Genomic DNA, 12,898 nt, shown 5'->3' on the forward strand with positions numbered 1-12,898 from the left:
AATTCACGTAAATTAAGTCTTTAATTTTTTGAAGATGAGATTTGCGGATTTTCCATTTTTACGGTATTTACCATTTATTTTGATTGGGATTCTTTGGAGCCAATCGAATTGGTCTCTTGATTTAGTGGTCCTATCCATGGCACTAGGGGTATGTTGGCTTGGTTATTTGAGTTTAGTTTCCAGTCAAGATCTCCCTAAATCCACCGTCAAACTGAGCTTTCTGGCATATTTGACATTGATTTTCTTTGGTGCCCTGCTGGTTCAAAATAAGCAGCATCAAACTGATTTCACTACTGATATCCGCCAAGTAGAAAGCTATCTGGCGGAGGTGACACGTTACGATCAGCAAAAGCCTAATTCTTTTGAAAACTTATTAGAAGTGAAATCTGTGCTGACCAAGGGGAAATGGGATGATGCACAAGGAAAAGTCTTGGTATATCACCAAAGTGAAAAGCCGCTTGAGCCAGGGCAAATACTTCTAGTGAAGAAAAATCCTGAGGAGATCGCTGGTCCTGTTAATCCTAATGAATTTGACTATAAGCTGTATTTGTCCAGGCAAGGAATTCGTTATCGCCAGTTACTTGGCAAGGATTTTCATGTAGTTGATTCAGTCTCTCACAATGGTTTCAATTACTTTTTGGTTCATCTGAGACATAGGATAGGGGTAATGCTCAAGGCAAAAATCCCTGATGAGAACTCCGCCCAAATTGCACTGGCCTTGCTTTTGGGACAGAAAAAAGAACTAGATCCCACTATTCGTGAAGCTTACACGCAAGCGGGGGTGATGCATATTTTGGCCGTTTCGGGCCTTCATGTTGGGATTATTTATGCACTGTTTATTTTGATTCTCAAGCCGCTAAAATTGAAAAAAGAGAAGGCTAGGCTGTATCTTCTTTCAGTCATTTTAGTGATCTGGCTATATGCTTTTCTCACAGGATTATCCCCATCGGTAGTTAGGGCTTCCACCATGTTTTCCCTTCTTACGCTTGGTCAGATGCGAGAGCGGCGTCCATCGATTTATAATATACTAGCCTTTTCTGCGATTTTAATGATTACCACCAATCCGGATGTGGTCTTTGAGGTCGGTTTTCAGTTATCCTATTTGGCTGTGTTGGGTATTGTCATGATACAGCCTTTGATTCTAAACTTATGGTTACCTCAATGCAAAACGCTTGAATATATCTGGCAATTGACCTCAGTGAGTTTAGCCGCTCAGTTGGTCACTTTTCCTTTGTCCATATATTATTTCCATGTGTTCCCGACCTACTTTTTGCTGGGTAATTTATTGATTTTGCCACTGGTATTTTTGATTATGCAAGTTGGCGTCCCTTTGATGATTTTTGGATGGATTCCTATGTTGAGTGATGGGTTAGGCTGGATTTTAAGTTGGTTGATTTGGGGACAAAATTGGATTGCCGAGACTATTCGGTTGATTCCTGGAGGGAAAATGGATAGACTAACGATGGATTTTTCAGGGATGATTTTCGTGTGGGGCATGCTACTGATCCTAGTAGGTTGGGAAGTTGGATCCAAAAGGAAACTGACATGGCTGGCCTTGACTCTTGCGTTTCTCTGGACTGGCTTTCAGCTTTATGGGGAGGTACAAAATACTACTAAAGAGCTGATTGTTTATCAAGGAAAGAAATCTCAAATTCTAGATTTTTCAGATTCAGGCGCTGTGTATTCTTGGAACCAGGGACTTGAGCCTGGAGAAATCAGCTATTCGGTAGATCCAAATCGCATCCAGAATCATTGGCCTCAGATTCCTAAATCTTTTAATGCTTTTCTTAAAGGATCTGGCGAAATAGGATTTATGGGGACTGATTTCTCTTTTGATCCAAAAGATAAAAAACTGCACTTTTTATCCACTCCAAAATCTGTCCATTTCTGGTCCTCCGGAAAGTGGATTGATCAGCCTATTTCCGATTCACTGGTTGTCGATTCATTAGCTTACCGAATAGTTTTCTGAGTTTGATTTTGCAAAGCCTGCTATTGAAACTAACTTGATCCCAAACCCAAATTGCAAAGCCAATGAGCGCAGTACTCACCGAGATCACCGATAGAATAGGAATTATTACGCTGAATAGGCCTGAAAAGCGAAATGCGCTTAGTCCTGAACTGATTGCTGGGCTTCAGCGTGCTTTTGATGATATGAATTCCGACGATGAGGTGAAAATCATTGTGCTCAGATCTACGGGAAAGGCTTTCTGTGCAGGGGCAGATTTGGCTTATTTGCAGCAGTTACAAAGTTTTTCTTACCAGGAGAATTTGGAAGATAGTCGCAGACTAATGAGTTTGTTCAAGTTGATTTATTGCCTTCCCAAAGTCGTGATAGCAGAGATTCAGGGACATGCTTTGGCTGGAGGATGCGGGCTGGCGACAGTCTGTGATTTTGCTTTTGCTGTTCCGGATGCCTTATTCGGCTATACTGAGGTAAGAATTGGCTTTGTGCCTGCCTTAGTTTCAGTTTTTTTACAAGAGCAAATTGGTGCTGCCAAAACTCAGGAATTGTTACTTTCCGGGGAGTTTATTTCTGCTTCTAAAGCAGCTGAATTGGGTTTGATCACGGGAGTGGAGTCTTCCGAGTTTTTGGAGAAATATGTGAGTGATTTCGCTAGTAAGCTTATCACACAGAATTCCTCATTTTCCATGGGGAAAACCAAGGTACTCTTGCGTGAACTAAATCAAGAGAATAGAAATAAATCACTTGAGCTTGCAGCCGAGATGAATGCTAATGCAAGGACTCATGAGGATTGCAAAAAAGGAATTGCTGCTTTCCTGAATAAAAATACGCCAGATTGGTAAATGCTGAATAGAGCTACAGAGATCCTTCATCAAGTTTTTGGGCATGCTGATTTTCGGCCGGTTCAGAAGGAAATAATCGAGTCAGTTTTGGACGGAAGGGATACGCTTGCGCTTTTGCCCACGGGTGGGGGTAAGTCACTTTGCTATCAGATCCCAGCGCTGACTCAGGAGGGGATTTGTCTGGTTGTGAGTCCACTTATAGCGTTGATGAAAGATCAGGTCGATGCATTAAAATCCAAGGGGATTAAGGCTGTGGCGATTTACTCTGGGATGAGTTATCGGGAGATTGACCGCACGCTTGACAATTGTATTTATGGAGATTATAAATTTTTGTACGTGTCTCCAGAGCGGCTGAAAGCGGAGCTATTTGTCGAGCGATTTCGGCAGATGAAGATCAATTTGATCGCTGTAGATGAGGCACATTGTATTTCTCAATGGGGTTATGATTTTCGTCCGCCTTATTTGGAAATTGCCCTTATTCGCCCATATCATCCATACGTTCCTGTATTAGCATTGACAGCTTCTGCCACTCCCCAAGTTTGTGCGGATATCATGGAGAAGCTGGAGATGCAAAAGCCTGCCGAATTCCATCAGAGTTTTGCCCGTAAAAATCTCAGTTACAGTGTACGACTCGTAGAAAATAAGCTTGAAAAAGGGCTGGAGATACTCAGTAGAATCGATGGAACTGCGATCTGGTATGTGAGAAATCGCCAGGGCACGCATCAGATTGCTAAGGCCTTGGGACAGTTGGGGATTTCTGCTTCAGCCTATCATGCTGGCTTGTCTATGCAAGATCGGGCGAAGCGCCAAGATGCTTGGATGAAAAACGAAGTTCGTGTGATGGTGAGCACGAATGCTTTTGGGATGGGGATAGACAAGCCGGATGTACGTGTGGTGATACATAGTGACTTGCCCGAAAATGTGGAGAATTACTATCAGGAAGCTGGGCGTGCAGGAAGAGATGGAGAGAAAGCTTACGCTGTCCTGCTGGCTAATAAGCAGGATTTTGAGCTAATAATTAAACGTGCAGAGCTGGTATATCCGCCTATAGATTTTGCGAGGCGTGTGTATCAATGCCTCGCAAATTACTACAGAATAGCAGTTGGCAGTAATATGCTGAGCAGCTTTGATTTTGAGTGGAATGAATTTGCACATTCCTATAATTTAGGTGTTTTAGAGACGTTTTATGCGCTGAAATTATTAGAGGAGGAAGGGTTCATTGGCTTGAGTGAAAGCTATTATTCTCCTTCCAAAATTCATTTCACCGTGGATCCCTCCAGATTGTATGAGATTCAGATCGCTTACGCAAAGTTAGATCCTGTGGTCAAAATCATCATGAGAACTTATGGGGGAAATGTGTTTTCTGAATACATCAAGATTCAGGAAGCAAATCTTGCCAAGTCTNTACGCAAAGTTAGATCCTGTGGTCAAAATCATCATGAGAACTTATGGGGGAAATGTGTTTTCTGAATACATCAAGATTCAGGAAGCAAATCTTGCCAAGTCTTTGAATGTCTATGAAAATGAGCTCATCAAAATGCTCAAGCAGTTGGAGCAATTGGAGGTGATGGTGTATGATCAGCGCAAGGATAAGCCGCAGATTACCTTTTTGACGCCACGTTACGATGCAGGGAAATTGCCTCTCAATTTCAAGCGGATAGAACTTCGAAGAGCTTTGACACTCGAAAAGGCTCAGCGAGTGGTAAAATATGGGCAGCAATCTGAGCTGTGTCGTACGCAGTTTATCCAGGAATATTTTGGAGAAAATACAGATCAACAATGTGGCGTGTGTGATATTTGTATCGCGCAGCGCAAAGCAAATCGCCCTGATATTGCGGAGAATAAGCTTAGAAATAAGATTATGGAAACTTTAACTACCTTCGGTCAGTTGACAGAGAGGGATATTTTTGAACATATTCGTCTGCCGTTGGTTGAAAAAAACCTGCGTGTTTTACGCATTTTGCATGATCAAGGATATATTACACTTCTCACTTCTGGCAGCTACGTAATTACATCCCATGAGTAATTTTCTCGACGATTTATTCAACAAGGTTTTCAAGTCTTCGGGAAAAGTTCCTATGACTCATAAGGAGAATATCGTGCTCAAAGAGCTGGAATTAGAAAATGTCAAGAAGTGGATGAATTCGAAGGAGGGAACAGCGATTTTTGCTCAGATCTCAAAATCATACCACTTCAAAACCATTCAGATTGAGGAGCATCCGCAAATCCATATTTTAGATTCGAAGTATGCCAGAGGTTTTGCGATTACTTATGACGATCCTTTGGATGAAGAAACATTTTCGCTGCTTTTCTTGGCTTTTGCGCAGCGAGTTTTAGCTTTGGGTTACAGGCAGGTGAGTTTGGATAGAAAAATGGAGGAAATAAATGAGCAGGTGAAAGTCACTGACAAGTTCTATCTTAAGCCACCGTTGAAGAAACTTGGAGCTGACGAGTTGATTTCTCAGCTTTATGGCAATATTTCTATTGAGAAAATCAGCGTAAATAACCAGCCCAATTACCTCAAGGTTCTAGCTACGTTCTACTCGGATAGGCTGTACCAGGATCCCAAACCTTTCGATCAATTTCTTGATCATTTATTTGAAGCAACCCATGATGGACAGAATTAACTTAAGAGAGCAGTTAGGTAGATATCGGACACCCTACGAAGAGGAGGCAGGTTTTATTCAGGATTTTTTGGAACTTACAGAAGATGCCCTTGCCTTCGGCAGAGAGCGTTTGGAGGGTCATTTTACGGCCTCTGCCTGGATAGTAAACCGAAAGCGCACGCATACCTTGCTCACGCTTCATCGCAAACTAAGACGATGGTTGCAGCTGGGTGGACATGCTGATGGCAATGAGGACTTGCTAGAGGTAGCTATGTTGGAAGCAAATGAAGAGAGTGGATTGAAGAGTTTGGAATTTGTGGACAAGACTATTTTTGACTTGGATAAGCACATTATTCCAGAGCGACCGCATGTGCCTGAGCATTTTCATTACGACGTACGCTACATTTTGGAAGCAGATCTCTACGAACCTCTGATCAAAAGTGACGAGAGTATTTCATTGGCATGGGTGGCTTTTGACTCCGTTCAGGATGTCATTGGATACAATCCATCTATTCTACGCATGCTTGAGAAAACCAGTAAATCAGAAATTCTCCTTTGATGCATAGGCCTGACCCCGCACAATTGCAGCATGAGATTGACTTTTCCCTAGCTATTCAGATTAGATTCTCAGATATTGACGGTTACCTGCATGTCAATAATGGCGTTTATTTCAATTATTTCGAGCATGCACGAGCGGTGTTTATTCAGCAAGTGTGTGATTGGAATGTGATGGAAATTGGAGTAGTGGTCGGCAGGATAGAAATGGATTATTTCAAACCAATTCATATTGATGATAGCGTCAGCGCTTTGGTGACATGCAGTAGAATCGGCAATACCTCTTTCGACCTTGAGCAATATTTAGTAGGAGAAACTAAGCAGGGAGCCTCCCATACTTTTGCAAAAAGCAAATGCATTCTCGTCACAGTCGATATGAAAACGATGAAACCTATGCCAATTCCAGAAAACTATAGGGCAAAACTTCAGCCCAAATCCTGATAACAAAGACGTATTCCCTATCTTTGCGCAAAATTTAAGCTGTGAAAAAACTTTGGATAATTACCCTGCTGATGGCAGGAATAATGAGCTGTAGCCCCAGTGAAGGGGAATTGTTTCAGGCGGGAATTCAGGAAATGGATGCCCAGAATTGGAAGGAGGCAATCACACTTTTTGACAGAGTACTGGAGATCAATCCTGAAAATGGACAAGCTTTAAATGCTAAAGGCGTTGCCTTATTCCAAGAGGAGAAATATGAAAAAGCTGTTCCTGTCTTTTCTGCCGCAATTGAGGCTGACTCCGCTAGCTACAAAGCCTGGTTCAACCGCGGAAATGCCAATTTGAAGCTGGAGTATTTCAAAAATGCTGTCTCTGATTACAATATGGCAAGCATGCTGGACGGTACGCAAACAGATATTTATTACAACCGTGGCCTGGCTTTGCTGGGGATGGAAGAATATGAAGACGCCTTGTTGGATTTTGATAAGGCTCTACAGGTAGAACCAAATCAAGCACTTGTTCATTTCAACCGTGGAAAGGCACTTTTGGGTAATAATGATCCAGTCAATGCGATGAAAGCATTAACTGATGCAATCAATTTGGATGGAAAAAATGGAGCTGCCTATTATCTGCTTGGAGTGACGAGAATGTCTGCTCTGGGGGAAACTGAAAAAGAAGAAGGCTGTGCAGATCTGAAGATGGCGCTTCAACTTGGTTATACCGAAGCCAAAACTTGGATAGACGATTTCTGCGAATAAAATGGCCGTGATTGGGCAGGACATATCTCAAGCAATACGGATTCTGGACGCAGGTGACTTAGTCTCTGTCCCTACCGAAACGGTATATGGTTTGGCTGGGAATGCGCTGAATCCTGTGGCAGTGGCTTCAATTTTTGAGACGAAAAATCGTCCAAGTTTTGATCCATTAATCATTCACGTCCCTTCTCTTTTAGAAGCGGAAAACTACGTAGGTGATATTCCGGCACCACTCCGAAAACTTGCAGAACAGTTTTGGCCTGGGCCACTGACGCTGCTTCTTCCAAGGAAAAATACTATCCCTGATATCGTGACTTCCGGCTTAGATCGTGTGGCAGTGCGTGTTCCTGATCATCATTTGACCTTGGAATTGCTCGCCCGACTAGCCTATCCTTTGGCGGCGCCAAGTGCCAATCCATTTGGCTATATCAGCCCTACAACACCGCAGCACGTTGATGCACAGCTTGGGGAGAAAATAGCGTACATTCTGGATGGCGGGAAATGCAAGGTGGGCCTGGAAAGTACGATTGTGGGAATGGAGGGCGATGAAGTGGTAGTTTATCGACTTGGAGGGTTGGAGATTTCCGAAGTAGAACGCACAGTAGGCCAAGTACAGGTAAAAAGTCATAGCTCATCCAATCCTCAAGCACCTGGTCTGTTGGAAAGCCATTATGCTCCTATTAAGCCTTTTTTACTAGGTAAGTTGGATATGATGATTGAGGAATTTCAAAGCAAGGGAATTGATTTTGCCGTACTTTCTTTAGCTCGTTCATTTCCAGCTATTCCCAGTGAAAATCAAATAGCTTTAAGTCCAAAGGCTGATTTGAAAGAAGCAGCTACCCAGCTTTTTGCTGCTATGAGAAGCTTGGATGAGTCAAATGCTACCTTAATTTTGGCCGAACTAATGCCTGAAGAAGGACTCGGAAAAGCCATAAATGACCGCTTGAAGCGGGCTGCGACAAAAGGATAAAATTGCTTTTCATTACATCTTAGCAAATTGATCATCCCCAAAAGTCGATTTTTGCCGTAATCTTTGATAAATTCACACCTGATTTTTATCTATTTAATTAATCAAAAGCTATTAACCTTACTATGAACTCTAGAATCAAAAATGTAGATAACCTCAGTTTTGAGGGAAAAAAAGCACTAGTCCGAGTTGATTTCAATGTTCCATTGGACGATCAATTGAATGTCGCTGATGACACAAGAATACAGGCTGCATTGCCTACTATCAATAAGATATTGAAGGATGGCGGATCTGTGATTTTGATGTCTCACTTGGGTAGACCGAAATCTGGACCGGAGGATAAGTTTTCTCTAAAAAATATCGTGGTCACACTAGAAAAAGCTCTAGGTAGACCTGTGAAATTTGCTCCAGACTGCATCGGTAGAGAGCCTGAAATGCTTGCTGAGAGCCTAAAGCCTGGTGAAGTTTTGCTTTTGGAAAATCTAAGATTCCACAAAGAGGAAGAAAAAGGGGATAAGGATTTTGCAGAAAAGCTTTCTAAGCTTGGTGACGTCTATGTGAATGATGCTTTCGGTACGGCGCATAGAGCTCATGCTTCTACTGCAGTGATTGCACAGTTTTTCAATGATAAAGTTTGCGGGTTTCTGATGCTTTCTGAGTTGAAAAATGCAGATAAAGTTCTTGGCAATGCAGAGAGGCCCTACACCGCAATTATGGGTGGTGCCAAAATTGCAGATAAGATTTTGATTATCGAACAATTGCTGAATAAAGTAGATACGCTGATTATCGGTGGTGGCATGTCTTATACATTCGCTAAAGCGCTAGGCGGAACTATCGGGGATTCTCTTTTGGAGGAGGATAAACTTGACTTCGTTTTGGAACTGATGGAAACAGCCAAAGCGAAGGGAGTGAAATTGGTTCTTCCTGTAGATACGGTTATCTCCAAAGCGTTTGCAAATGATGCTGAGCAAGGAATGGCTAATAAAGGGGAGATTCCTGACGGCTGGATGGGCTTAGACATCGGGCCAAAAACCTGTGAGCTTTTCGCATCCGAAATTCTAAAATCCAAAACAATACTTTGGAATGGCCCAATGGGAGTATTCGAAATGTCCTCTTTCGACAAAGGGACAAAAGCTATTGCGGAGGCAGTAGTGGAGGCTACAAAAGCTGGAGCCTTCTCTCTGATCGGTGGTGGTGACTCTGCTGCTGCGGTCAATAAGTTTGGATATACTGATGATGTATCCTTTGTGTCCACAGGAGGAGGCGCATTGCTAGAGCACATGGAGGGCAAAGTGCTTCCTGGTGTTGCAGCTTTGGAGCCATAAATGATCGCTTCATAATCATAGAAAAGCCTGTTTGATGTTTTAAACAGGCTTTTTTGGTTTAACCACAGTGGACACGATGGGTGTCGCAGAGAAAACAATTTAGGTGGCTATACAAGTACTCACAAAGCTGCACATTGATTTCCCTCCCATATGTATAAATAAATGCTAAATCTTTTTACCAGGTCTTTGGCATCACATTGTATTCCATACTACAGGTTTGGGAGAGGTGCCTATACTTCGCAAATTGTCTAAGAAAATATTTTACAGCCGCACAAAAAAAATGGCAGCAGAGATAAAAGTTGGGAAAAGGTTAAGACAAATGGGCTCCATTATATGGAAGAATCCTGTTGGAAGTATCAGGATTAAGCGTTTATTTTAAAAAGGAATAAGAAAATATATTTTTGTGGAAAATTCCTACGGAATAAAGGCATTGTTTAAAGAGAAACTAGGGGACTCGAGATCATCACAGATGAGTTGATTCAGCATTTACTGAAAACTTCCAAATGGGTCGAAAACCCCAAGGCTAGAAAAAAGAGTGAGTCAGGAAATGAGAGGGTAACTTATATCGTTTCAGATGATGAAGGAAATCGCTTTAACCTTTATTTGCGACAAAACTATAAACCCGGTATGGAAGATGCATTTTCTTGCGGCTTGTCTTATATTCTGCCTAGCGGAGAGGCATTTACACTAGTGAGATATAATGGCCCGAGTCACGATCATCCTAATAAATTGGAAAAAGAGCGTACAGGTTATGTTCCACATATTCATACCTCCACAAGACGTTATTTGGATGAAACAGGCAAAGCGGACGGATTTGCGATGGGAACCGCAGGTTTAGTACCCTAGAAGGAGCCTTGGCCTGTTTATTGAAGGATTGCAATGTGACTGGACTTTCCGCTAATCCAGATCAACTCAGCTTATTTAATAAATTATGAAAACAATAGGTACTAATATTCAAGAACTACAAACAGAACTGTGTCAACAGTTTTGTGCAGAAATCAAAGTCAGTAAAAAGAGTGATAAATTGATTCGGGTAGAAACGCCTTTTTACTTTTCAGACGGTGACCCATATCAGATTTACCTCACAGAAATCGAAACCGGTGGCTTCAGAGTGACTGATATGGGACATACCTTGATGCAGATGAGCTATGAAAACGATATTGATCTCTTGCGGAAAGGCACCAGAGGTACTCTTTTGACCCAGATACAATTGGAGCTTGGTTTACAAGAAGATGATGGGGCATTTTATTTAGATTCTACCCTAAAGGATATCCCAGATAATATTCTAAAGTTAGGACAAGGAATCACCAAAATTCAAGACTTAACCTTCTTGAATCGCGCACGAGTGGAAAGCACATTTTATGAAGATCTTGAGGAGCGACTCTACCATATTGTAGATTCTGAAAAAGTGGTTCAGGATTACATCTATTCAAAGATGGAAAATGCGGATGATTATCCTATCGACTATATGATACCAGGAAAAGAAGAACCTTTGTTTTTGTTTGGGATTGGGAATAGGGATAAGGCGAGGTTGACAACTATTATTTTAGAAAGGCTAATTCGTCACCAAGCAGCTTTTGAGTCATTAATTGTATTTCAAGATTTTGATAGTATTCCTAAGAACGATACTAAACGGCTGATGAATGTGGCTGGTGATATGATCAGCTCACTGGATGCAAAGGAAGATTTAAGTCGTAAGATTCTTAAAAGAGTAGCATAATCGCAAGGTGCGTAGCTGATTAGGATCGGTATATCTGAACCCTGATTATCGTAATCGATCCGAGTTGATTAACAAGTTTTGAATAATGACTATCGAAGCCCACTTTTACTTCCACTTGATTTCTGCAAGGACAGGAAAGTGATCCGATGGATATTTTTTACCATAGTTGTCAGTAAGAATTCCATGACGGACTACAGTCAGATTTCCTTTCACAAAAATGTGATCAATGATTCCTTCAGGTATTTTCTCCCAATTGAAACCTGAGAAAGTCCCCGCTGGACCATATGAAGGAATCGTTGATATCAATCTTGCATCCTGCCAGTCGGGATTGGAAGTGATCGTACTGTAAGCCGCATTATCTGGAGTGACATTAAAGTCCCCCATAAGTATAGCCGGTACGTTTTCTTTGTTGATTTTTGACACTTGAGCCATTACTAGTTTACTGCTTTCTTCGCGTGCTCGCTGGCCGATGTGATCGTAGTGAATATTAAACACGTAGAATGTTTTTCCACTTTCATCCTTGAATTTTCCCCAGGTGCAGATTCTGTTCAGTGCGGCATCCCAGCCTTTACTTGGTTTTTCGGGAGTGGGCGAAAGCCAGAAAGTCCCTCCATCAAGGACATCAAACTTCTTCGGATCGTAGAGAATCGCAGCATATTCTCCTTTTTCTGTGCCGTCATCCCGACCTACGCCAATAAATGAATACCCAAGTTCAGTACTTAGATCCATTAGCTGATTGTTTAAGGCCTCCTGTACACCGAAAAGCTCGATTTGGTGAAATTGTATCAGACTTGCCACATGTGGAATACGATCTGCCCATAGGTTTCCTACGTCATTCTGATTGTCATATCGGATGTTGAATGTGGCTAAATTGTGCGTCTGCGCAACGGAAAGGACATTTGCCCCTAACGTTAGGGCTATCAGGAACACAGTAGTTTTTAAGATTCTTCTAATTATTCTAGTCATGATTTTAGAACTTATTCTTGAAAAATGGTTTAAGTATTTAAAATTGAATCATAATTTCATCAAATGAAAACCTTTTATCCCAAAGACCTCTCTACACTTGAATTTTATGGATTGCTGCAAGGAGCCGTGGCGCCACGACCTATTGCATTTGCAAGTACAGTCGATAAAGCTGGTAATGTAAATTTAAGCCCATTTAGCTTTTTCAATTTGTTCAGTTCCCAGCCTCCTATTTTGATATTTTCACCCTTGAGACGAATGCGGGACAATACTACCAAGCATTCGCTAGAAAATGTATTGGAAGTTCCTGAAGTAGTTATTCATGTGGTCCATTTTGGAATGGTGGAACAAATGTCGCTTGCTAGCACGGAATATGAAAAAGGCGTGAATGAATTTGAAAAAGCTGGATTTACACAAGTAGCCTCCAACGAGATAAAACCTCCTAGGATTAAGGAAGCTCATGTAGCTTTTGAATGTAAAGTTAATGAGGTGAAACCGCTAGGAGATGGTGGAGGTGCAGGAAACTTGGTGATCTGCGAGGTGCTGGTTGCTCATGTGAATGAAGCTATATTTGATGAGGCAGGAGTAATTGATCCTAGAAAACTGGATGCAGTAGCTCGCCTTGGGGGCAACTGGTATAGCCGGGCAAGTGGCGCTTCTCTTTTTCAGATTCCAAAGCCACAGCGCACCTTAGGTATTGGAATAGATCAAATGCCGGAGTCAGTTAGAAACAGTACCATATTAAGTGGAAATAATCTGGGGAG

14 protein-coding genes are annotated in these 12,898 nt (G+C 41.9%); 13 read left to right on the plus strand and 1 reads right to left on the minus strand.

Translation table 11 applies throughout. The annotated features are described in order from the left end of the window. Window positions 1-34: 34 nt before the first annotated feature. The 12 genes from U3A58_RS13320 to U3A58_RS13375 all read left to right on the plus strand — a co-directional run bounded on the left by U3A58_RS13320 (window position 35) and on the right by U3A58_RS13375 (window position 11,171). Window positions 35-1,969: a ComEC/Rec2 family competence protein gene (locus U3A58_RS13320; RefSeq protein ID WP_323824034.1), complete on the plus strand. Its 1,935-nt coding sequence runs from the start codon at window positions 35-37 to the stop codon at window positions 1,967-1,969. Window positions 1,970-2,031: 62 nt separating this feature from the next. Further along, a complete protein-coding gene (locus U3A58_RS13325; protein ID WP_323824036.1) occupies window positions 2,032-2,805 on the plus strand; it encodes an enoyl-CoA hydratase/isomerase family protein in 774 nt (257 codons plus the stop codon). Continuing rightward, the gene (locus U3A58_RS13330; protein WP_323824037.1) at window positions 2,806-4,275 is read left to right on the plus strand and encodes a RecQ family ATP-dependent DNA helicase; all 1,470 of its coding nucleotides are present in this window, start codon (window positions 2,806-2,808) and stop codon (window positions 4,273-4,275) included. Next, the gene (locus tag U3A58_RS13335; protein WP_323824039.1) at window positions 4,244-4,831 is read left to right on the plus strand and encodes a RecQ family zinc-binding domain-containing protein; all 588 of its coding nucleotides are present in this window, start codon (window positions 4,244-4,246) and stop codon (window positions 4,829-4,831) included. Before U3A58_RS13330 ends, U3A58_RS13335 begins: the two co-directional genes overlap by 32 nt. After that, on the plus strand, window positions 4,824-5,432 hold the full coding sequence (locus tag U3A58_RS13340) for a hypothetical protein (RefSeq protein WP_323824041.1): 609 nt from the start codon (window positions 4,824-4,826) through the stop codon (window positions 5,430-5,432). The genes U3A58_RS13335 and U3A58_RS13340 overlap by 8 nt, the downstream gene beginning before the upstream one ends. Continuing rightward, on the plus strand, window positions 5,419-5,970 hold the full coding sequence (locus tag U3A58_RS13345; protein ID WP_323824065.1) for an NUDIX hydrolase: 552 nt from the start codon (window positions 5,419-5,421) through the stop codon (window positions 5,968-5,970). The genes U3A58_RS13340 and U3A58_RS13345 overlap by 14 nt, the downstream gene beginning before the upstream one ends. Continuing rightward, window positions 5,970-6,407 (plus strand): acyl-CoA thioesterase, encoded by a 438-nt coding sequence (locus U3A58_RS13350; protein ID WP_323824043.1) that lies wholly within the window; start codon window positions 5,970-5,972, stop codon window positions 6,405-6,407. The genes U3A58_RS13345 and U3A58_RS13350 overlap by 1 nt, the downstream gene beginning before the upstream one ends. A gap of 83 nt (window positions 6,408-6,490) precedes the next feature. Beyond that, window positions 6,491-7,162 carry a tetratricopeptide repeat protein gene (locus tag U3A58_RS13355; protein ID WP_323824067.1) on the plus strand — a complete coding sequence of 224 codons (672 nt, stop codon included), beginning with the start codon at window positions 6,491-6,493 and terminating at the stop codon, window positions 7,160-7,162. 1 nt (window position 7,163) lies between these two features. Continuing rightward, a complete protein-coding gene (locus U3A58_RS13360) occupies window positions 7,164-8,129 on the plus strand; it encodes an L-threonylcarbamoyladenylate synthase (RefSeq protein WP_323824044.1) in 966 nt (321 codons plus the stop codon). Between the two features lie 122 nt (window positions 8,130-8,251). Then, window positions 8,252-9,451, plus strand: a complete 1,200-nt coding sequence (locus U3A58_RS13365) for a phosphoglycerate kinase (protein WP_323824046.1) — start codon at window positions 8,252-8,254, stop codon at window positions 9,449-9,451. A 627-nt stretch (window positions 9,452-10,078) separates the two neighbouring features. After that, complete coding sequence (locus tag U3A58_RS13370) at window positions 10,079-10,297, plus strand: hypothetical protein (protein WP_323824048.1); 219 nt, start codon at window positions 10,079-10,081, stop codon at window positions 10,295-10,297. Window positions 10,298-10,382: 85 nt separating this feature from the next. Beyond that, window positions 10,383-11,171: a DUF1828 domain-containing protein gene (locus tag U3A58_RS13375; protein WP_323824050.1), complete on the plus strand. Its 789-nt coding sequence runs from the start codon at window positions 10,383-10,385 to the stop codon at window positions 11,169-11,171. 105 nt (window positions 11,172-11,276) lie between these two features. On the opposite strand, the gene U3A58_RS13380 is transcribed toward U3A58_RS13375, so the two are convergent. Continuing rightward, window positions 11,277-12,137, minus strand: coding sequence for an endonuclease/exonuclease/phosphatase family protein (locus U3A58_RS13380; protein WP_323824052.1), 861 nt, complete (start codon window positions 12,135-12,137; stop codon window positions 11,277-11,279). 63 nt (window positions 12,138-12,200) lie between these two features. Between U3A58_RS13380 and U3A58_RS13385 the strand changes: the two genes are divergently transcribed. After that, window positions 12,201-12,898: flavin reductase family protein (locus U3A58_RS13385; RefSeq protein ID WP_323824054.1), on the plus strand; the 698-nt coding region annotated here is incomplete at its 3' end.

It is taken from the genome of Algoriphagus persicinus, assembly GCF_035156415.1.
GTDB classification, from domain to species: Bacteria; Bacteroidota; Bacteroidia; order Cytophagales; family Cyclobacteriaceae; genus Algoriphagus; species Algoriphagus persicinus.

Bases quoted from the DNA above. Each gene is read 5' to 3' on its own strand.
- U3A58_RS13320 (WP_323824034.1), top strand. From the start codon at position 35: ATGAGATTTGCGGATTTTCCATTTTTACGGTATTTACCATTTATTTTG.
- U3A58_RS13325 (WP_323824036.1), top strand. From the start codon at position 2,032: ATGAGCGCAGTACTCACCGAGATCACCGATAGAATAGGAATTATTACG.
- U3A58_RS13335 (WP_323824039.1), top strand. From the start codon at position 4,244: ATGAGAACTTATGGGGGAAATGTGTTTTCTGAATACATCAAGATTCAG.
- U3A58_RS13340 (WP_323824041.1), top strand. From the start codon at position 4,824: ATGAGTAATTTTCTCGACGATTTATTCAACAAGGTTTTCAAGTCTTCG.
- U3A58_RS13345 (WP_323824065.1), top strand. From the start codon at position 5,419: ATGGACAGAATTAACTTAAGAGAGCAGTTAGGTAGATATCGGACACCC.
- U3A58_RS13350 (WP_323824043.1), top strand. From the start codon at position 5,970: ATGCATAGGCCTGACCCCGCACAATTGCAGCATGAGATTGACTTTTCC.
- U3A58_RS13355 (WP_323824067.1), top strand. From the start codon at position 6,491: ATGAGCTGTAGCCCCAGTGAAGGGGAATTGTTTCAGGCGGGAATTCAG.
- U3A58_RS13360 (WP_323824044.1), top strand. From the start codon at position 7,164: ATGGCCGTGATTGGGCAGGACATATCTCAAGCAATACGGATTCTGGAC.
- U3A58_RS13365 (WP_323824046.1), top strand. From the start codon at position 8,252: ATGAACTCTAGAATCAAAAATGTAGATAACCTCAGTTTTGAGGGAAAA.
- U3A58_RS13370 (WP_323824048.1), top strand. From the start codon at position 10,079: ATGGAAGATGCATTTTCTTGCGGCTTGTCTTATATTCTGCCTAGCGGA.
- U3A58_RS13375 (WP_323824050.1), top strand. From the start codon at position 10,383: ATGAAAACAATAGGTACTAATATTCAAGAACTACAAACAGAACTGTGT.
- U3A58_RS13380 (WP_323824052.1), bottom strand. From the start codon at position 12,137: ATGACTAGAATAATTAGAAGAATCTTAAAAACTACTGTGTTCCTGATA.